This is a genomic window from Actinomycetospora endophytica, from assembly GCF_021026375.1.
Lineage (GTDB): Bacteria > Actinomycetota > Actinomycetes > Mycobacteriales > Pseudonocardiaceae > Actinomycetospora > Actinomycetospora endophytica.
In genome coordinates this window covers 1,156,049-1,174,081 of sequence record NZ_JAJNDB010000001.1, presented here as the reverse complement: position 1 = coordinate 1,174,081, position 18,033 = coordinate 1,156,049, and the positions used below count along the sequence as shown (strand labels likewise).

The window sequence follows — 18,033 nt, the reverse complement described above, 5'->3', positions numbered from 1 at the left end:
CCACGTGCGCCTCGTCACCGGCGAGGAACCGGGAGCTGTGGTCCACTTCACGCCATGACGGTGGAGATGGATCCGGAAGTGGCCGCCGCGATGGCGCCGATCGCCGAGGCCGCGGCGGCACAGACACCGCCGCCGGCCGGTGACTGGAAGACCCGCCGCGCGGCGGTCGACGAGCTGATCGGCGCCGCGACCGGGGGATGGACCCCGCCGGCCGACGTCACGGTCACCGAGCACGCCGCGACCGCCGAGGACGGCACGAGCATCGGCATGCAGCTCTACCGGCGCGACGGTGACCAGCCGGGGTCGCTGGCGGTCTACATCCACGGCGGCGGGATGTTCCTCTGCTCGATCGACACCCACGACCCGGTCTGCCGCGCCTACACCCACCTGTCGGGCGTCCCGCTGCTCTCCGTCGATTTCCGCTTCGCGCCCGAGCACCCGTACCCGACGTCCGTCGAGGACGTCTACGCCGCGCTGCGCTGGGCGGCCGACCACGCGGCCGAGCTGGGCGTCGACCCGGCGCGTCTCGCGATCATGGGCGACAGCGCCGGCGGCGGGATGGCGGCCGCCGTCGCGCTGATGGCCCGCGACCGCCGCGGGCCCGCCCTGGCCTCGCAGATCCTCGTCTACCCGATGCTCGACGACCGTACGACGACGCCCGACCCGGAGATCGAGCCGTTCGCGATGTGGTCGACCGACGACAACATCACCGGCTGGGGCTGCCTGCTGGGCGACACCGCGGGCGGGCCGGACGTGCCGACCTACGCGGCGCCGGCCCGGGAGCGCGAGCTGAGCGGGCTGCCGCCGGCGTTCATCGACGTCGGGCAGCTCGACATCTTCCGCGACGAGGACGTCGACTACGCGGCACGGCTGCAGCGGGCCGGGGTGGCCGTCGAACTGCAGCTCTACCCGGGGGTGCCGCATGCGTTCGAGGTGTTCGCCCCCGACGCCGCGGTGAGTCGTCGCGCGATGGCGGCCCGGGTCCGGGCGCTGCAGTCGTTGTAGGTGCGGAGCGCACCTACAGCGGCGTCCTCTCACCCCGCGGCAGCACCCGGACGTCGGTGCCCTGCGGCGCGAGCGTCCCGAAGAGCCCGTAGTGCAGGTCGGGGTTCGCGAGCACGGCCTCGTGGATCGGCACGGCCACCGGCGGCGCCGAGGCCCGCAGGTAGTCGACGGCCTCGGAGACCTTGAGCCACGGCGCGCCGGTCGGCAACAGCAGCACGTCGACGCCCACCGGGACCGGCACGTACGCGTCGCCGGGGTGCATCACGGTGCCGCCGTCGGCGCGCAGCACGTAGCCGTTGTTGGCGATCGTCGGGATGTCCGGGTGGATCACCGCGTGCTCGCCGCGCTGAGCGCCGACCACCTCGACCCGCATCCCCGAGACGGTGAACTCCTCGCCCGGCTCGCACCGGGTGTGGCGGATGCCGCGCTCGCTCAGCACGTCGGCGGTGCCCGGGTCGACCATCAGCTGGGCGTACGGGTTCCGCTCGAGCAGGGTGGGCAGGTTGTCCACGTCGAGGTGGTCGAAGTGCTGGTGGGTGATGAGGATCGCGTCGAGCCCCTCGAGGGTCTGCCAGCCCTCCGAGAACGCCCCGGGATCGAGCAGGACCCGCGCGCCACCGGTGTCGACGACGACGCAGGCGTGCCCCAGGTGGACGAGTTCGGTGCTCATGCCCCGCGTCTTCCCTCCGGGCGGGAATCGTGAACCCGGTACCGTGGTCCGCGTGGCTCGCGTGATCGTCGACGTCCTCCCGAAAGCCGAGATCCTCGACCCCCAGGGCCAGGCCGTGGCCCGTGCGATGGGGCGCCTGGGGGTCGCCGGCGTCGCCGACGTCCGCCAGGGCAAGCACTTCGTCCTCGAGGTCGACGACGAGGTGCCCGACGCCGAGCTCGAGCGCATCGCCGGGACGCTGCTCGCGAACCCGGTGATGGAGGAGTGGGTCGTGCGGCGGGTGTCCGACGCGGAGGCCACCGCCGCGGACGTCCCCGGGACGCACGCGTGAGCGCGCGCGTCGGGGTCATCACCTTCCCGGGCACGCTCGACGACGTCGACGCGGCGCGTGCCGTCCGGTACGCGGGCGGCGAGGCGGTGTCGCTGTGGCACCGCGACACCGACCTGCAGGGCGTGGACGCGGTCGTCGTCCCCGGCGGGTTCTCCTACGGCGACTACCTGCGCGCGGGCGCGATCGCCGCACGCTCGCCGGTGATGGGGCCGGTGGTCGAGGCCGCCCACCGCGGGCTGCCGGTGCTGGGCATCTGCAACGGCTTCCAGATCCTCTGCGAGGCGGAGCTGCTGCCGGGCGCGCTCGTGCGCAACGCCGGGCTGCGCTTCATCTGCCGCGAGGTCCGGCTCCGGGTGGAGAACAGCACGACGGCGTGGACCTCCGGGATCGCCGCCGGGGCGGAGATCACGGTGCCGCTCAAGTCCGGGGAGGGCCGCTTCGTCGCCGACGACGACACGCTCGCCCGCCTGGAGGACGAGGGCCGCGTGGTGTTCCGCTACGCCGACCCGGCACCCAACGGTGCGCTGCACGACGTCGCCGGGGTGTGCTCCGACGACGGGCGCGTGGTCGGCCTCATGCCCCACCCGGAGCACGCGATCGACCCGCTCACCGGGCCCGGCACGGACGGACTCGGGCTGTTCACCTCGGTGCTCGCCCGGCTCACGGCAGCAGCGTGACCCGCAGCTCCCAGAGGTCGGCGTAGATCATCAGCATCCGGCCGCCGAGGTGCAGCACCAGGCCGCGCATCTCGTCGGGGCGCTCCATGTGCCCGACCACGCGGTCGACGTCCTCGAGCGCGTCGCCCACGACCTCGTCGAACGGCGTGCAGCCGGCGACGTCCTCCCCGTCGCCCTGCTCCGGAGCGGGCGCGGGCAGCACCGGGACGATCGTGTCCCCGCGCGCCCCGGGGGCGATGGCCAGGACGACCGGGCCGGCCGCCCCGTCGAAGGTGAGCTCGAGCATCCCCTGCGACGGGTCGACGTACGGCGCGACGCTCGCGGGCACGCGGCCGGCGACGTCGAGCCGGTGACGCCGGACCTCGGCGAGCTCACGGTCGAGCACCAGGGACAGGGCGGCGAGCGGGTCGGGCCGGGCGGGCCCGGCGGCGTCCTCGGCGGCCGAGGAGGCCGCCGTCGGCACGCTGGCGCTCCCCGCCCCGGGGGCGGTGACGCGTGCCGGCTCGGAGCCGACCCACTGTGCGCGGACGGAGGCTGCGGTCATGGCGTCATCATGGAGGCGGGGTCTGACAATGTCCGGGATTGGTCGGCACGGCACGCGGACATCTCGCCGAGACGTCGTAGTCACACCACGAACGGCCACTCGATCGATGGACACGCAGCGCTACTGAGATGTGCGGTCGGTGACGCACGACGAGTGACCGGTCGAACACGGAACCGACCTGAAGTCAGTCGATCGGGTCGTTTGCCCGACGCTCGTCGTGGGCATGAGCACGTACGCCGCGAGGGTCCGCCCGCGTGCGTAGGGTCGGAGACGTGACCGCGCAGGCCGCCTCCGCAGGATCCCCCGCTCCCGAGCCCGCCCCGGAACCGGCCGACACCGTCGAGGTCGCGGTCGCCACCCCGGAGCGCGAGCAGCCCTACGCCGCCCTCGGGCTGCGCGACGAGGAGTACGCGCGCATCCGCGAGATCCTCGGCCGCCGCCCGACCGACGCCGAGCTCGCCATGTACTCGGTGATGTGGTCCGAGCACTGCTCCTACAAATCCTCCAAGGTGCACCTGCGCCGCTTCGGCGAGACGACCACCGACGAGATGCGCGCCCACCTGCTCGCGGGGATCGGGGAGAACGCGGGCGTCGTCGACGTCGGCGACGGCTGGGCGGTCACCTTCAAGATCGAGTCGCACAACCACCCGTCGTACGTCGAGCCGCACCAGGGCGCCGCGACCGGCGTCGGCGGCATCGTCCGGGACATCATGGCCATGGGCGCGCGGCCGGTCGCGGTGATGGACGGGCTGCGCGTCGGCCCGCTGGACGCCCCGGACACCGCCCGCGTGCTGCCCGGCGTCGTGTCCGGCGTCGGCTTCTACGGCAACTGCCTCGGCCTGCCGAACCTCGGCGGCGAGGTCGTCTTCGACCCCACCTACGCCGGCAACCCGCTGGTCAACGCACTGTGCGTCGGGGTGCTGCGCACCGAGGACCTGCACCTGGCCTTCGCGTCCGGCGTCGGGAACAAGATCGTGCTCTTCGGGGCGCGGACCGGACTCGACGGGATCGGCGGGGTGTCGGTGCTGGCCTCCGAGACGTTCACCGGCTCCGCGGGTGGTGGCGGCCACAAGAAGCTGCCCAGCGTGCAGGTCGGCGACCCGTTCGCCGAGAAGGTCCTCATCGAGTGCTGCCTCGAGCTCTACCGCGACGGGCTCGTCGTCGGCATCCAGGACCTCGGCGGGGCCGGGCTGTCCTGCGCCACCAGCGAGCTCGCGAGCGCGGGTAGCGGCGGCATGGACGTCGACCTCGACGCCGTCCACCTCCGCGCGAAGGACATGACCCCGGCCGAGATCCTCTCCAGCGAGTCGCAGGAGCGGATGTGCGCGGTGGTCACGCCCGAGAACGTGGACGCGTTCATGGCGGTCTGCGAGCGCTGGGACGTCACGGCGACGGTCATCGGCGAGGTCACCGACGGCGAGAACCTGCGAATCACCGCGGGCGGGAACGTCGTCGTCGACGTCCCGCCGCGCACCGTCGCGCACGACGGCCCGGTCTACTCCCGCCCCCTGGCCCGCCCGGACAGCCAGGACGAGCTGCAGGCGCGCACGACGGCGGGTCTGGCGCGGCCGTCGTCGCCCGCGGACCTGGCGGCGACGATCGAGCGGCTCGCCGCGTCGCCGCAGTTGGCCTCCCGGGCCTGGGTCACCGAGCAGTACGACCGCTACGTGCGGGGCAACACCGCGGCCGCGACCCCCGCCGACGCCGGCGTGCTGCGCCTCGACGAGTCCTCCGACCGCGGCATCGCGCTCGCGATCGACTGCAACGCCCGCTTCTGCCTGCTCGACCCGCGCGAGGGCGCCCGGCTCGCGCTCGCCGAGTCGGTGCGCAACGTGGCGGCGGCCGGGGCCCGGCCCGTCGCGGTGAGCGACTGCCTCAACTTCGGCTCCCCCGAGGATCCGGGCGTGATCTGGCAGTTCTCGGAGGCCGTCGACGGGCTCGCGCAGGGCTGCGTCGAGCTCGGCGTCCCGGTGACCGGCGGCAACGTCAGCTTCTACAACCAGACCGGCACGACGGCGATCCTCCCGACCCCCGTCGTCGGGGTCCTCGGCCTCGTCGAGGACGTCCACCACGCGGTGCCGCACGGCTTCGGGCCCGACGGCGACGCGGTGTGGCTGCTCGGCGAGACCCGCGACGAGCTCGACGGCTCGGCGTGGGCCGGCGTCGTGCACGAGCACCTCGGCGGGCGTCCCCCGCGCTGCGACCTCGCCGTGGAGGCGCGGCTCGCGGAGCTCATGGCGCAGGGCGCGGCGGCGCAGCTGTTCTCCGGGGCGCACGACGTGTCCGACGGCGGGCTCGCGCAGGCCCTGGTCGAGGCCGCGGTGGTCTCCGGGCGCGGCGCGGCGGTCACGCCGCCGCCCGGCGAGCTCGACCTGGCCGCCGCGCTGTTCTCCGAGTCGGCCGCCCGGATGGTGGTCACCGTGCCGGCCTGGGCCGAGGCGGATCTCGCGCGGCTGTGTGTGGAGCTCGGTCAGCCCGCGGCGCGGCTCGGCGAGGTCGGCGGCACCGCGCTGGAGATCCGCGGCGTCGACCCGCTGGACGTGGTCGAGCTGGCGACGCTCTCGGCGTCCACCCTCCCGGCCGCCCTGGGCGACTGAGCTCAGCCGCCCAGCGCCGCCGTGAAGGCCCGCCCGAACCGCCGGTAGCCCAGCCCGTTGGGGTGCGCGAGGTCCGGGCCGAACTCCCACGGCGCCATCCGGTGGGTGGCCGCCTCCACCCGCACCAGCCGCAGCCCCGGCTGCGCCGCCACCACCTCGCGGGCCACCGCGGCGAGCCGCACACCCGCGGGCCGGACCCAGCGGCGCTGGAGGTCGGGCACGTCGCCGACCAGCGACCCCGCGGGCAGGGCGTCGCACAGCTCGGTGAGCAGGCGCCGGTACTCCTCCGGGTCGGTGCCCCCGGAGGCGTCGTTGGTGCCGACCTCGAGCGCGACGAGCGTGCCCGGCTCACCGCGCAGCGCGGCCTCGGGCACCCGGGGCAGCTGATCGCGCAGGACGTCGGCGACCCCCGCCCCGCACACCCCCAGGACCAGCACCTTCACCCGACTCCCGGTCCGCGCCTGGATCTCCTCGGCCAAGCGGCCGGCCCACGAGCGCTCCGGGTGGATCGCCCCGAGCCCCTGCGCGAGCGAGTCCCCGAGCGCCACCAGCGTCACCGTCCCCGGGGAGCGGGAACGGCGGCGCCAGTACGCCGCGTGATCGCCCTCCATGGTCAGCGCCGCGGCGAGGCCCCGGGCCCACGCGGCGACGACGGCCAGCAGCAGCATCCCGAGCGCGCGTCGCACCACCGCGCCAGCCTGTCAGTCGGCCCGGACGGCGGCGGCGCGGACCGTCGTCGGCGCCTAGATTCGGGGACACCATGCCCACGCGCCGAGCCCCCGCTCCGGACGAGGTCCGCACCGCCCTGGCCGACGTCACGTCCTGGGTGGACGCCCGCCCGGGCGGCCCCGCCCCCGACGACGCCGTGCCGGCCCCGCCGCGCACCGTGCGCGCGGCGGCGGTCCGCCTGTCGCTCGCCGCGCTCGAACATGTCGCGCCGGGCCGCAGCGTCGAAGTCCGGGTGCCGCCATTCGGAGCAGTACACTGCATCGATGGGCCCCGTCACACGCGAGGCACCCCGCCGAACGTGGTGGAGACGGACCCGCGGACCTGGTGTGCGCTGGCGCTCGGTCGCCTCCGGTTCGACGACGCCGTCGCCGCCGGCGTCGTCCGCGCCTCGGGTCACCGGGCCCCTCAGGTGGGCCGCTGGCTGCCACTCGCCGACCCCGATCACGGCAGTGCCGCCGGAACGGTTCCCGATCGCGCCGCGGACGTGTAGTGGTGATCCGGACCGTGACGGACCGTCCCCCGTCAGGGTGCCTGCCACGTGCGGACGACGGCTTATGCTCACTGTGACCATGGGAGTGGTGACCGAGTGACACGACCTGCCTGGGCCCCGCAGGACGTCGACATCGACCGCCCGAGCGCGGCGCGGGTGTACGACTACTACCTCGGCGGGAGCCACAACTTCGCCGTCGACCGCGAGATGGCGCGCCAGGCGATCGCGGACTGGCCGGACCTCCCGCGCGTCCTGCAGGCCAATCGCGCGTTCATGCGCCGCGCCGTCCGGTACTGCGCCGCGCAGGGCATCGACCAGTTCCTCGACGTCGGGTCCGGCATCCCGACCGTGGGCAACGTCCACGAGGTCGCCCGGGCGGCGCTGCCGGGCGCGCGGGTGGTCTACGTGGACATCGACCCCGTCGCGGTGGCCCACTCCTGCGCGCTGCTCGCCGACGACGGGCACACCGGCGTCGTCCACGCCGACTTCCTCGACGTCGAAGCAGTGCTCGGGGACCCGGTGACCCGCACGGTGCTCGACCTCGACCGGCCGGTCGCGCTGCTCGTCGTCGCCCTGCTGCACTTCGTCGGCGACGAGCGCCGGCCCGCCGACGCCCTCGCGCGCTACCGCGACGCCCTGGCGCCGGGCAGCCACCTCGTGCTCAGCCACGCGTCGGCGGACATCATGCCGCCGGAGCGGGCCGACGACCACGTCGCGCTCTACAAGCGGACCGCCACCCCGATGTCGATGCGCCCCCACGACGAGGTGGTCGGCTTCTTCGACGGCTTCTCGCTGGTCGACCCGGGGGTCGTCGGGATCCCCTTCTGGCAGCCGGACGGCACCCTCCCTGACGGGGCCGAGCGCAACCCCGGGTACGCGGGCGTCGGTCGCCGTGACTGAGCCCGCCGCGTCCGGGACGCCGTGGTCGCCCGGTCGCGAGGAGTCCCGGCCCGACCACCGCACCGCCACCGAGGCCGCCGACGCCGCGGCCGTCGACGCGCTCGCGCGCGCCTGGGCGGCGGAGGTCGAGGGCACCAGCTACGTCCCGATGGGCTCCGACGAGCTCGTGGATTACCTCACCGAGATCAGTGCGGACCTCGTCGCGGCGCTGCGGGCCCGGCCGCTCGACCCGACCGTGGGCCACGAGGCGGGCCGGCGCCTCGTCGCGGCGCACTTCACCGGCCCGTCCACGGTGGAGCGGACCCTCCACCTGCTGTCCACCCGGCTCCCCGAGCTGCTCGGCGACGAGGTCCGCGACGACGTCCTCGCGCTCGCCGGGGCGCTCGCCGCGGGCTACGCGACGACGTTGCGCGACCGCACGCTCGACGAGCAGGAGGCCATCCGCCGGGCGGTGATCGTCGCGCGGCACCAGACCGAGCAGGCCCTGCACGCCAGCGAGGCGCGGTTCCGGGCGATGTTCTACGAGGCGGCCATCGGGATCGGGCTCGGTGACCTGCAGGGACGCATCGTCGAGGTCAACCCGACGCTGACCCAGATGTTCGGCTACACCGCACAGGAGATGCGCCGCCGGACGGTCGGCGAGCTGGCGCACCCGGACGACCTGCCGTCGGTGTGGGTGCACTACGAACGGCTGCTCGCCGGGGACCTGGACAACTTCCGCGTCGAGAAGCGGTTCTACCGCAAGGACGGCGAGGAGATCATCTGCAACCTGACGCTCTCGCTGGTGCGCGACGAGCACGGCAGACCCGCCTACCAGGTCGCGATGCTCGAGGACGTCACCGAGCGGCACATGCTGCAGTCGCACCTGGAGTACCAGGCCTACCACGACACCCTGACGACGCTCCCGAACCGCGCGCTGTTCTCCGACCGGATCGACCGGATCTTCGCGGGCACCCCCGCGGGGTCGTCCCGCCGCGTCGGGATCTGCTTCCTCGACCTCGACGGCTTCAAGGCGATCAACGACAGCCTGGGCCACGAGGTGGGCGACCTCATGCTGCAGGCGGTCGCGACGCGGCTCGCCGACCAGGCGACCGACGGCGAACTGGTGGCCCGGATGGGCGGCGACGAGTTCGTGGTCCTCGTCGAGAACTCCCGCGGCGTCGCCCAGCTCGAGGCGCTGGCCGAGCGGATCCTCGACGCCCTGTCCGCGCCGCTCGTGCTCGCCGGCCAGGAGCTCACGGTCTCGGCGAGCATCGGTGTCGTCGAACGACCCGTCGTCGGCGCGGACACCACCGATCTCATGCGCGCCGCCGACATCACCCTCTACTCGGCCAAGGCCGACGGCCGCGGCCGCTGGGCGCTGCACGACCCGGGGCGCGACGAGGCCGAGGTCACCCGCTTCGCCCTCTCCGCGGCCATGCCCGCCGCGATCGAGCACGACGAGTTCTTCGCGCTCTACCAACCGCTGGTGTCGATGGGTGACCACCGGATGCGCGGGGTCGAGGCGCTGGTCCGCTGGCACCACCCCAAGCTCGGCGTGCTCGGCCCGGCCCGGTTCATCGGGCTCGCCGAGGAGACCGGGGCGATCGTGGCGCTCGGGCACTGGGTGCTGGTGCGGGCCTGCCGCGACGCCCGGCGCTGGTACGACGCGTTCGGTCACGAGGCGCCGTTCGTGTCGGTCAACGTCGCGCCCCGCCAGCTGCACGAGCCCTCGCTGCTCCACGACGTCGAGACGGTCCTCGCCGAGACCGGGCTGCCGGCGCACCTGCTCCAGATCGAGCTCACCGAGCGCGCCCTGACCACCGACGAGGGCGCCCCGCTGAAGGCGCTCGACGGCCTGCGTGCCCTGGGCGTCCGGATCGCCATCGACGACTTCGGCACCGGCTACTCGAACCTGTCCTACCTGCGCAAGCTCCCGGTCGACGTCATCAAGCTCGACGGCTCCTTCGGCGAGGGGCTGCGCGACGCCGCGGTCGCCAACCCGGTCGACGAGCGCATCGTCGGGACCCTCGTCGACCTCGGGCACGCCCTCGGCATGACGGTCTGCGCCGAGGGCGTCGAGACGGCCGCCCAGGCCACCCGGCTGCGGATGCTCGGGTGCGACGAGGGCCAGGGCTGGCACTTCGCCGCGGCGCTGCCCAGCGAGGACGTCCTCGAGCTCCTCGCCGACGTCGACGGTCCGCCCTGGCCCGGCCCCCGGGACGACACGTCGGCGACGAACGGGGCGGGTGTCACGACCCGAACCCGCGACCGGGACACCTCGCGCACGTAGTCTGTGGGTGCCTCCCACCCCCGTCTCGAGGAGCCCCGCGGTGGTCGCACCCGGTCCTGGTCCGGAGCCGTCCCGTCCCTCCACCTCGCCAGAGCCCACCTCCCCACCCGCGGACGACGTCCCGCACGAGGAGTGCGGTGTCTTCGGTGTCTGGGCTCCCGGCGAGGAAGTGGCGAAGCTCACGTACTTCGGTCTCTTCGCGCTCCAGCACCGTGGCCAGGAGGCGGCGGGCATCGCGGTGTCCGACGGGCGCCAGATCGTGGTGTTCAAGGACCTCGGACTCGTCAGCCAGGTCTTCGACGAGCAGACCCTGAGCTCGCTGCGCGGGCACATGGCCGTCGGGCACACCCGCTACTCGACCACCGGCTCGCCGACCTGGGAGAACGCGCAGCCGACGTTCCGGACGACGGCGGCGGGCACCGGGATCGCGCTGGGCCACAACGGCAACCTGGTCAACACCGCGGAGCTCGTCGGCCGGCGGCTGCCCGACGGGGCACGAGACGGCAGGGCGCGCATGTCCGCGACCACCGACTCCGACGTCGTCACCGGCCTGCTCGCCGAGTCCGCCACCGACCTCGGGGTGGAGGAGGCGGCGCTGCGCCTGCTGCCCGACCTCAGCGGGGCCTTCAGCCTCGCCTTCTGCGACGAGACCACGCTCTACGCCGCCCGCGACCGCCACGGGGTGCGGCCGCTGGTGCTGGGCCGCCTCGACCGCGGCTGGGTGGTGGCCTCCGAGACCGCCGCGCTCGACATCGTCGGTGCGTCCTTCGTGCGCGAGGTCGAGCCCGGCGAGCTGCTCGCGATCGACGAGGAGGGCCTGCGGTCCTCCCGCTTCGCCGCCCCGGAGCCCAAGGGCTGCATCTTCGAGTACGTCTACCTCGCGCGCCCCGACACCTCGATCGCCGGCCGCGGGGTGCACTCCGCGCGGGTCGAGATCGGGCGACGGCTCGCCGCCGAGCACCCGGCCGAGGCGGACCTGGTGATCCCGGTGCCGGAGTCCGGCACCCCGGCCGCCGTGGGGTACGCCGAGGCGTCCGGCATCCCCTACGGCATGGGCCTGGTCAAGAACGCCTACGTGGGCCGGACCTTCATCCAGCCCTCCCAGACCATCCGCCAGCTCGGGATCCGGCTCAAGCTCAACCCGCTGCGCGAGGTGATCCGCGGCAAGCGTCTCGTGGTGGTGGACGATTCGATCGTCCGCGGCAACACCCAGCGCTCCCTGGTCCGGATGCTGCGCGAGGCGGGCGCCGTCGAGGTGCACGTGCGGATCGCGAGCCCGCCGGTGCGCTGGCCCTGCTTCTACGGCATCGACTTCGCCTCCCGTGCCGAGCTGGTCGCGAACGGCCTGGACAACGAGGGCATCCGCCGGTCGGTCGGGGCGGACAGCCTCGGCTACATCTCCCAGGAGGGCCTGGTCGCGGCCACCGAGCAGCCCCGCTCGCGGCTCTGCACGGCCTGCTTCTCGGGCGAGTACCCGATCGCCCTCCCGGAGGAGGCGATGGTCGGCAAGCACATGCTCGAGGACGTCACCGGCACCCCGTGCGGCGACTCGGGCAGCGTGGTGCACGAGGCCACCGGCTCGCGGGCCGGCGTGCCCGTGCCGGTCTCGGCCGTCCCGAGCACGCGCTCCAGCCCCGCCTACGGCGCCGAGGACGCCCTCTCGCGCCCGTGACCGGCGTCCACGAGCAGGTCGAGGGCGGCGGCGGCCGCGGGTCGGCCGCGAGCTACGCGTCGGCCGGGGTCGACGTCGCCGCGGGGGAGCGCGCCGTCGAGCGCATCAAGCCGCTGGCGGCCTCGACGTCGCGACCGGAGGTGATGGGCGGCATCGGCGGCTTCGCCGGGCTGTTCGCCCTGCGCACCTCGAAGTACACCGAGCCGCTGCTCGCGGCCTCCACCGACGGCGTCGGGACGAAGATCGCGGTCGCGCAGGCCACCGACACCCACGACACCGTGGGACTCGACCTCGTCGCGATGGTGGTCGACGACCTCGTCGTCTGCGGGGCCGAGCCGCTCTTCCTCCAGGACTACCTGGCGATCGGCCAGCTGGACCCGGTGAAGGTCGAGGCGATCGTCTCGGGCATCGCCGAGGGCTGCCGCATCGCGGGCTGCGCCCTGCTGGGCGGCGAGACCGCCGAGCACCCCGGGGTCATGGAGCCGCACCACTACGACCTCTCGGCCACCGGCATCGGCGTCGTCGAGGCCGACGCGGTGCTGGGCCCGGACCGCGTCCGCGCGGGCGACCAGGTCATCGCCATGGCGTCCTCGGGGCTGCACTCCAACGGCTACTCGCTCGCCCGCCGGGTGCTGCTCGAGATCGGCCGGATGTCGCTCGACGGGCACGTGGAGGAGTTCGGTCACACCCTGGGCGAGGAGATGCTGCGGCCGACGCGCATCTACGCCCGCGACTGCCTCGCGCTGGCCGCGGAGACCGACGTGCGCACCTTCGCCCACGTCACCGGTGGCGGGCTGACCGCCAACCTCGCCCGGGTGCTGCCCGACGGCGTGCACGCCGATCTCGACCGGACCACCTGGACCCCGGCGCCGGTGTTCAAGCTCATCGCCGGCCGCGGCCGCGTGGAGCGGGCCGAGATGGAGGCGACGTTCAACATGGGCGTCGGGATGGTGGCGATCGTCCCGCCGGAGGACGTCGACCGCGCGCTCGCGGTGCTCACCGCGAAGCACGTCCCGGCCTGGGTGCTCGGCGAGATCCGGCGCTCCGACGGCGGGTCGGACGCGCCGGGGACGGCCGTTCTGCACGGGGATCACCGCCGCCTGTAGCGCAATTGCTGCCGGCGCTGGTGATCAGGAGCACGTGAGGCAGCTCTTGGTGCGTCGAGGCCTGCCGGCTGTGCTCCTGATCAGCTGGCGGAGGCGGGGCCGGCACGCCGCCGGACAGCGAGCTCAGGCCTGGCCGAGCTCGCTGTGCAGCTTCAGCACCTGACGGCCGTCCGACTGTTCCAGCACGTAGGCCGGGTTGTCGTCGGTGCCGTTGCGGGCCTGCTTACTGCCCGCGATGGTGCGCTCGACCCGGTCGGTGTGGACCTCCGTGACGGTGGCCTCGCCCTGACCGTTGCCCCAGTTCCAGCGGACCTGGTCGCCCTTGCCGAACGTCGTCGTCACCGCAGCCTCCCGATCACGGACATCCCGCCGACGGCGCACCGAAGTGCGCCCCGTCCGCGTGCCCTGACGGGCCTACGGACGGGGCGGGATGCCCGGCGACCGGGCGGATGAAGCGTGCGACGGACGCACGCCCCTCCGGGGAGGGGTCAGCGCTCTTCGTAGCTGTACTCGGAGGAGCGGGAGTCGACGTTGTCGTCGTCGTCGCCGGAGCGCCGCGACCACGGGTCTCCCGCGCCCAACTCCCGCTGCAGGGCGTCGAAATCGGTCGTCGGGGAGCTGTACTTGAGCTCGCGAGCGACCTTCGTCTGCTTCGCCTTGGCTCGTCCGCGTCCCATGGGCAATGACCCCCTCGAACAGGGCGGGGGGCGGCCGGACGTATCCGGCGGCCCCCCTCTTCTCATAGAAATGCTCGTGACACGAGCATACCGTGTGTCCGAACGCGCGTGCGACGTGACATGGCACCATCGCGCCCGTGCCAGCCCCCTTCGTCTGCTACCTCCGCGTCTACGAGCCGTTGGGGGCGCTTCCGGGACCGTTGGCCCAGCGTGTGCGGGCCGGACTCGCCCGCGGAGCGGTCCCGGTCAGCCAGGCCGGGGTCCGCGAGAGGGATGTGTGTCTCCGCGCACAGCTCGGTGCGCCGGTGCGTCTGCTGCCCGGTGAGCGCATCGACGGCACCGCGACCGAGGGGCCCGCCGACGTCCTGCTCGCCGACGGCGCCGACACCCCGGCCCCCGGCGAGGCGGCCCCGTCGCCGCAGAAGTTCGGCCCGACGACGCTCGTGTGTCCGCTCGACACCCGCCCGCGCGCCGCGGCCGCGCTCGTCGGGTTCCTCTCCACCGAGTCGCCCGTCCTGCGGTCGGCGGCGCTGCACTACGAGGAGTCGGCGGCGCGGTCGCGCGCCGAGGCCGTGGTGGCCGAGCTCGGGGAGAGCGCCACCCATGTGGTGTCCGCCACCTGGACGGTGCCGCTGCCGTGGTTCGTGCTCGTCGAGGCGTCCGACCGCGTCCTCGTGCTCGCTCGTGACGACCCCGCGACGGCGGACGCCCCGGACGGCTCCGAGGCGCGCCGGCGGTGCTACTGGCGGGTGCCGATGGCCGACGCCCTCGCGCGGGCGGACTCGGCGGCCGAGCTGATGAGCTCCGCGCTCGGGGACGGCGGGCCGTCGGAGGTCCTGCGGGACACGGCGCGGTGGCTGCGCCACTTCGACGCGGGTTCGCTCGTGGAGCTCGACTACGGCGGGCTCGTCCAGTTGCTCGACGACGAGACGCTGGCGGCCGACACGTCGGCGGAGGACGTCTCGGAGGCGCTCGACGCGCTGCGGGAGGGCGACGCGGAGAAGGCGATGGCCAGCTACCGGCGGCTGCGGGACTTCTGGGCGAGCCGGGCCATCCGGGAGCGCGCCAACTAGACAGTGTCTTCGCGCCAAGCCGACGCAGCTGAGACCGTCTCAGCCGTCGGCGGCGCGCTCCGCGGCCACCTACGCTCCTTCGCGCTCCCGGCGCAGCAGGTCGTCGATCGAGGCCGAGCCGTCCTTGTAGCGCCGGCCGATCTCGTCGTTGCACGCGTCCATGACGTGCTGCACCTGGATGCGGTGGTCGGAGACCGACGCCTCTTCGGCCGAGTACGCCTCGGCGGACTCGGTCAGCTCGGCATCGGTGAGGGTCGCGACGTCGGAGAGCCCGGTGTCGGCCAGCAGCGCCTCGACGTGGCGGCGGTGGGACTCGGCGCGCGAGGGCTCCACCGTCTGGTGGCGTCCGCGGCCGGCGGCCGGGCCGAGGGCGTTGTCGGCGAGGATCCGCGGCAGCGCGTCCATCACCGAGCCGTCACCGTCGTCGGCGCGGCGGTGCTCCTCGAACCGGACGATGTCCATGCGGGCGTGCAGGAGGCGGCGCAGGTAGGACAGGTCGGTCTCCTCCTGGGCGGCGTCGTCCCGCATCGCCCGGAGCTCGTCCAGCGACCGGTCCCCGATCTCGGCCAGGAAGCCGGGGTCGAGGACGCGGTCGATGCGCCGCCGACCACCCTGTCGGAACTCGATCATGACTCCCATGGTGGGGGACACCACCCCGCGCTGTCACTCGTCCGGGCACAGGACGCGTCGACCGGGCGACCCCGAGCGGGCGCCGGTCGTCACCCGGCCAGGACGCGGGCCACCCATCCCGGGTCGGCGTTCCGCCCGCTGACGACCGCGACCGTGCGTCCCCGGACGAGCGCCGGGTGCTCGAGGGCCCCCGCCGTCGCGACGCAGCCGCTGGCCTCGGCGGGCACGCCCGCACCGTGCAGCACCCGCGCGGCCTGCTCGATCGACGCCTCGGTCACCGTCACGACGTCGTCGACGAGGCGCTCGACGTGCGGCCAGGTGAGCGCCCCGAGCCGCGCCGCCCGTAGGCCGTCGGCGGCCGTCCGGGAGACTCGCGCCCGGTCCCAGCGCACGAGGGCCCCGGTGCGCTTCGACTCGGCGGCGTCCGCGGCCAGTTCCGGTTCCACGCCCACGACGGCGATCCCGGTCCCGGCGAGTGCCGCGGCGATCCCGGAGATCAGACCGCCGCCACCGACCGGGACCAGGACCCGGTCGACGTCGGGGACCTGGGCGGCGATCTCCGCCCCGACGGTGCCCTGACCGGCGATGACGTGCGGGTGGTCGTACGGCGGGACCAGCGCGCCGCCGCTCTCGGCGACGACGGCGTCCGCGGCCCGCTCCCGATCGTCGGCGGGCACCCGGACGAGTCGGGCGCCGAGCGCCGCCATCGCCTCCACCTTGGCCACGACGGCGTCGTCGGGGACGACGACGGTGGCCGGGACGCCGAGCCGGGCGGCGGCCCAGGCCAGCGCCCGGCCGTGGTTGCCCGACGAGTGCGTGACGAGGCCCGCGGCGCGCACCTCGGGGTCGAGCCGGGACGCGGCGTGGAAGGCGCCCCGGAGCTTGAACGCCCCGACCGGCTGGGTGTCCTCCCGCTTGAGCAGGAGTCCGGGGACCGCGTCCAGCGGCTCGACGGCGGTGCGGACCGCGACGCCGTCGAGCACCGCGGCCGCGGCGTCGACCTCGGCCCGGGTGACGAGCGCAGGCCTCACACCCGCCGTCTCCGGGGGACCGGTCATCCCTGCAGTCGGCGGACCGCCGCGCGGCCGGGCGGCTCGCCGGAGTCCGGGGGCACCGAGTCCGGGTCGATCGTGGCCGGGCCCGGGACGCCCTCCTCGCGGTCGTCGGCGACCCACACGGTGGCGGGCCCGTCGGCCGCGGCCACCGCCGACCGCTTGACCAGGGCGAGCGCGACCGAGCCGAGCTCGAAGTGGCGGACGGCCGTCCCGATCCGACCGACCGCACGCCCGCCCTCCGCGGTGAGCACCGGCGTCCCGGGCGGGGGCAGCGCGTCGTCGCCCGAGGCCAGGTGCAGCAGCACCATCTGCCGGGGCGGGCGGCCGAGGTTCGCGACCCGCGAGACCGTCTCCTGACCCCGGTAGCAGCCCTTCGTGAGGTGCACCGCCGAGCCGATCCAGCCGACCTCGTGGGGGATGGTCCGGTCGTCGGTGTCGACGCCGAGACGCGGGCGCAGCGAGGCCACCCGCAACGCCTCGAAGGTGTCCAGACCGGCCGGGACCGCCCCGGCCCCGCGCAGCCGCTCCCACCAGTCGACCAGGCCGTCACGGGGGATCAGCAGGTCGACCGAGGTCTCGTCGAGTGGCCAGGGGGTCCGGCGCACGACCCCGCCGCCGGGCAGCGCCAGGGCGCTCTCGGGATCGGCCGGGATCTCGACCCCGGCGGCGGTCAGCACGTCGGTGACCTGCGGCCCGACCACGGAGAGCTGGGCGAACTCGGCGCTCGCGTCCCGCACCGCGACGTCCGACCAGAACTTCATCGACTCCAGGTAGGCCGCCAACGCGGGGGCCGCGCCCGGCTCCACGGACAGCCAGACCGCGCCGTCGACGTGGCTGATCACCGCGTGGTGCTCCACCCGGCCCTGCACGTCGAGCACGAGTCCCTCGGTGCCCTCGCCCTCGGCGAGTTCGGCGACCTGCTGCGAGACCAGCAGGTGCAGCCAGTTGGTGCGGTCGGCCCCCGTCACGACGACGAGCCCGCGGTGCGACCGGTCGACGACGACGGCGCCGCGGGAGGCCGCGCGCTGCTCGGCGAACGGGTCCCCGTGGTGGGAGGCCACGTCGGCGTCCGGGCCCCCGTCGGGACCGTCCGGATGTCCGATGGCCCCGGGGAGGTCCAGCAGCGGTGACCGGGTCATACGGATTCCTTCCCGGAGGCGGCCGCCTGGGCGACCGGCTCCGCGTCGCTCTCGGACTCGCAGCGGGAACAGAGCCCGGACAGCGCCACGTGCGTGGGGTCGAGCGTGAAGCCCGCCGTCCGGGCCAGCGTCCCGGCGAGGTCGTCCAACAGGTCGGCGTCCACCTCGTCGACGGTGCCGCACCGGTGGCACACCAGGTGCACGTGCTCGTGCTCGCCGGTGGCGTAGGTCGGCGCGCCGTGTCCGAGATGGGTGTGGCGCACGATCCCGAGCTGCTCGAGCAGGTCGAGCGTGCGGTAGACGGTGGTGATGTTCACCGCGGGCGCGATCTCCTGCACCTTGGCGCAGATGGCCTCCGGCGTCGCGTGCCCCAGCTCGGAGACGGCGTCGAGGACCAGCTGGCGCTGCGGCGTCATGCGCAGGCCGCGGCGGTGCAGCGTCTGCCGCAGTTCGGTGTCCACGACCC

19 protein-coding genes are annotated in these 18,033 nt (G+C 74.5%); 10 read left to right on the top strand and 9 right to left on the bottom strand.

What is annotated here, in order from left to right; translation table 11 throughout:
- Positions 1-54 precede the first annotated feature (54 nt).
- Positions 55-1,005, top strand: a complete 951-nt coding sequence (locus LQ327_RS05790) for an alpha/beta hydrolase (RefSeq protein WP_230730562.1) — start codon at positions 55-57, stop codon at positions 1,003-1,005.
- Positions 1,006-1,018: 13 nt separating this feature from the next.
- On the opposite strand, the gene LQ327_RS05785 is transcribed toward LQ327_RS05790, so the two are convergent.
- Positions 1,019-1,675, bottom strand: a complete 657-nt coding sequence (locus LQ327_RS05785; RefSeq protein WP_230730561.1) for an MBL fold metallo-hydrolase — start codon at positions 1,673-1,675, stop codon at positions 1,019-1,021.
- A gap of 52 nt (positions 1,676-1,727) precedes the next feature.
- On the opposite strand from LQ327_RS05785, the gene purS reads away from it, so the two are divergent.
- Positions 1,728-2,006: a phosphoribosylformylglycinamidine synthase subunit PurS gene (gene purS, locus LQ327_RS05780; protein WP_230730560.1), complete on the top strand. Its 279-nt coding sequence runs from the start codon at positions 1,728-1,730 to the stop codon at positions 2,004-2,006.
- Positions 2,003-2,683 carry a phosphoribosylformylglycinamidine synthase subunit PurQ gene (gene purQ, locus LQ327_RS05775; protein ID WP_230730559.1) on the top strand — a complete coding sequence of 227 codons (681 nt, stop codon included), beginning with the start codon at positions 2,003-2,005 and terminating at the stop codon, positions 2,681-2,683. The genes purS and purQ overlap by 4 nt, the downstream gene beginning before the upstream one ends.
- Here the strand turns inward: purQ and LQ327_RS05770 are convergent.
- Complete coding sequence (locus LQ327_RS05770) at positions 2,667-3,227, bottom strand: hypothetical protein (RefSeq protein WP_230730558.1); 561 nt, start codon at positions 3,225-3,227, stop codon at positions 2,667-2,669. The two genes, purQ and LQ327_RS05770, sit on opposite strands and share 17 nt — an antisense overlap.
- A gap of 272 nt (positions 3,228-3,499) precedes the next feature.
- On the opposite strand from LQ327_RS05770, the gene purL reads away from it, so the two are divergent.
- Positions 3,500-5,824 carry a phosphoribosylformylglycinamidine synthase subunit PurL gene (gene purL / locus LQ327_RS05765; protein WP_230730557.1) on the top strand — a complete coding sequence of 775 codons (2,325 nt, stop codon included), beginning with the start codon at positions 3,500-3,502 and terminating at the stop codon, positions 5,822-5,824.
- 2 nt (positions 5,825-5,826) lie between these two features.
- On the opposite strand, the gene LQ327_RS05760 is transcribed toward purL, so the two are convergent.
- Positions 5,827-6,513 (bottom strand): SGNH/GDSL hydrolase family protein, encoded by a 687-nt coding sequence (locus tag LQ327_RS05760; RefSeq protein ID WP_230730556.1) that lies wholly within the window; start codon positions 6,511-6,513, stop codon positions 5,827-5,829.
- Between the two features lie 71 nt (positions 6,514-6,584).
- Between LQ327_RS05760 and LQ327_RS05755 the strand changes: the two genes are divergently transcribed.
- The 5 genes from LQ327_RS05755 to purM all read left to right on the top strand — a co-directional run bounded on the left by LQ327_RS05755 (position 6,585) and on the right by purM (position 12,993).
- Positions 6,585-7,043, top strand: coding sequence for a sterol carrier family protein (locus LQ327_RS05755; RefSeq protein ID WP_230730555.1), 459 nt, complete (start codon positions 6,585-6,587; stop codon positions 7,041-7,043).
- Positions 7,044-7,139: 96 nt separating this feature from the next.
- Positions 7,140-7,943 carry an SAM-dependent methyltransferase gene (locus LQ327_RS05750; RefSeq protein ID WP_230730554.1) on the top strand — a complete coding sequence of 268 codons (804 nt, stop codon included), beginning with the start codon at positions 7,140-7,142 and terminating at the stop codon, positions 7,941-7,943.
- Positions 7,936-10,215, top strand: a complete 2,280-nt coding sequence (locus tag LQ327_RS05745) for a putative bifunctional diguanylate cyclase/phosphodiesterase (RefSeq protein ID WP_230730553.1) — start codon at positions 7,936-7,938, stop codon at positions 10,213-10,215. Before LQ327_RS05750 ends, LQ327_RS05745 begins: the two co-directional genes overlap by 8 nt.
- A 40-nt stretch (positions 10,216-10,255) precedes the next feature.
- Positions 10,256-11,887: an amidophosphoribosyltransferase gene (gene purF, locus LQ327_RS05740; protein WP_372460608.1), complete on the top strand. Its 1,632-nt coding sequence runs from the start codon at positions 10,256-10,258 to the stop codon at positions 11,885-11,887.
- Positions 11,884-12,993: a phosphoribosylformylglycinamidine cyclo-ligase gene (gene purM / locus LQ327_RS05735; protein ID WP_230730551.1), complete on the top strand. Its 1,110-nt coding sequence runs from the start codon at positions 11,884-11,886 to the stop codon at positions 12,991-12,993. The genes purF and purM overlap by 4 nt, the downstream gene beginning before the upstream one ends.
- A gap of 123 nt (positions 12,994-13,116) precedes the next feature.
- Here the strand turns inward: purM and LQ327_RS05730 are convergent, their stop codons facing one another.
- Both LQ327_RS05730 and LQ327_RS05725 read right to left on the bottom strand, forming a co-directional pair.
- Entirely contained in the window at positions 13,117-13,335 is a 219-nt protein-coding gene (locus LQ327_RS05730; RefSeq protein WP_230730550.1) for a hypervirulence associated TUDOR domain-containing protein, read from the bottom strand.
- Between the two features lie 146 nt (positions 13,336-13,481).
- Positions 13,482-13,670 carry a DUF3073 domain-containing protein gene (locus tag LQ327_RS05725; RefSeq protein WP_230730549.1) on the bottom strand — a complete coding sequence of 63 codons (189 nt, stop codon included), beginning with the start codon at positions 13,668-13,670 and terminating at the stop codon, positions 13,482-13,484.
- Between the two features lie 137 nt (positions 13,671-13,807).
- Between LQ327_RS05725 and LQ327_RS05720 the strand changes: the two genes are divergently transcribed.
- Positions 13,808-14,743, top strand: a complete 936-nt coding sequence (locus LQ327_RS05720) for a DUF8083 family protein (RefSeq protein ID WP_230730548.1) — start codon at positions 13,808-13,810, stop codon at positions 14,741-14,743.
- Between the two features lie 69 nt (positions 14,744-14,812).
- On the opposite strand, the gene LQ327_RS05715 is transcribed toward LQ327_RS05720, so the two are convergent.
- From LQ327_RS05715 to LQ327_RS05700, 4 genes are all read right to left on the bottom strand, one after another.
- A complete protein-coding gene (locus LQ327_RS05715) occupies positions 14,813-15,373 on the bottom strand; it encodes an RsiG family protein (protein ID WP_230730547.1) in 561 nt (186 codons plus the stop codon).
- An 89-nt stretch (positions 15,374-15,462) separates the two neighbouring features.
- The gene (locus LQ327_RS05710) at positions 15,463-16,431 is read right to left on the bottom strand and encodes a threonine ammonia-lyase (RefSeq protein WP_230730546.1); all 969 of its coding nucleotides are present in this window, start codon (positions 16,429-16,431) and stop codon (positions 15,463-15,465) included.
- Positions 16,428-17,567, bottom strand: a complete 1,140-nt coding sequence (ygfZ, locus tag LQ327_RS05705; protein ID WP_230730545.1) for a CAF17-like 4Fe-4S cluster assembly/insertion protein YgfZ — start codon at positions 17,565-17,567, stop codon at positions 16,428-16,430. Before ygfZ ends, LQ327_RS05710 begins: the two co-directional genes overlap by 4 nt.
- The gene (locus LQ327_RS05700) at positions 17,564-18,028 is read right to left on the bottom strand and encodes a Fur family transcriptional regulator (RefSeq protein WP_308286254.1); all 465 of its coding nucleotides are present in this window, start codon (positions 18,026-18,028) and stop codon (positions 17,564-17,566) included. Before LQ327_RS05700 ends, ygfZ begins: the two co-directional genes overlap by 4 nt.
- Between the last annotated feature and the right edge of the window lie 5 nt (positions 18,029-18,033).

What these genes read in the sequence shown, in the direction of transcription:
- LQ327_RS05785 (WP_230730561.1), bottom strand. Translation starts at nt 1,675, where the DNA reads ATGAGCACCGAACTCGTCCACCTGGGGCACGCCTGCGTCGTCGTCGAC.
- LQ327_RS05790 (WP_230730562.1), top strand. Translation starts at nt 55, where the DNA reads ATGACGGTGGAGATGGATCCGGAAGTGGCCGCCGCGATGGCGCCGATC.
- LQ327_RS05755 (WP_230730555.1), top strand. Translation starts at nt 6,585, where the DNA reads ATGCCCACGCGCCGAGCCCCCGCTCCGGACGAGGTCCGCACCGCCCTG.
- LQ327_RS05725 (WP_230730549.1), bottom strand. Translation starts at nt 13,670, where the DNA reads ATGGGACGCGGACGAGCCAAGGCGAAGCAGACGAAGGTCGCTCGCGAG.
- ygfZ (WP_230730545.1), bottom strand. Translation starts at nt 17,567, where the DNA reads ATGACCCGGTCACCGCTGCTGGACCTCCCCGGGGCCATCGGACATCCG.
- LQ327_RS05715 (WP_230730547.1), bottom strand. Translation starts at nt 15,373, where the DNA reads ATGATCGAGTTCCGACAGGGTGGTCGGCGGCGCATCGACCGCGTCCTC.
- LQ327_RS05710 (WP_230730546.1), bottom strand. Translation starts at nt 16,431, where the DNA reads ATGACCGGTCCCCCGGAGACGGCGGGTGTGAGGCCTGCGCTCGTCACC.
- LQ327_RS05770 (WP_230730558.1), bottom strand. Translation starts at nt 3,227, where the DNA reads ATGACCGCAGCCTCCGTCCGCGCACAGTGGGTCGGCTCCGAGCCGGCA.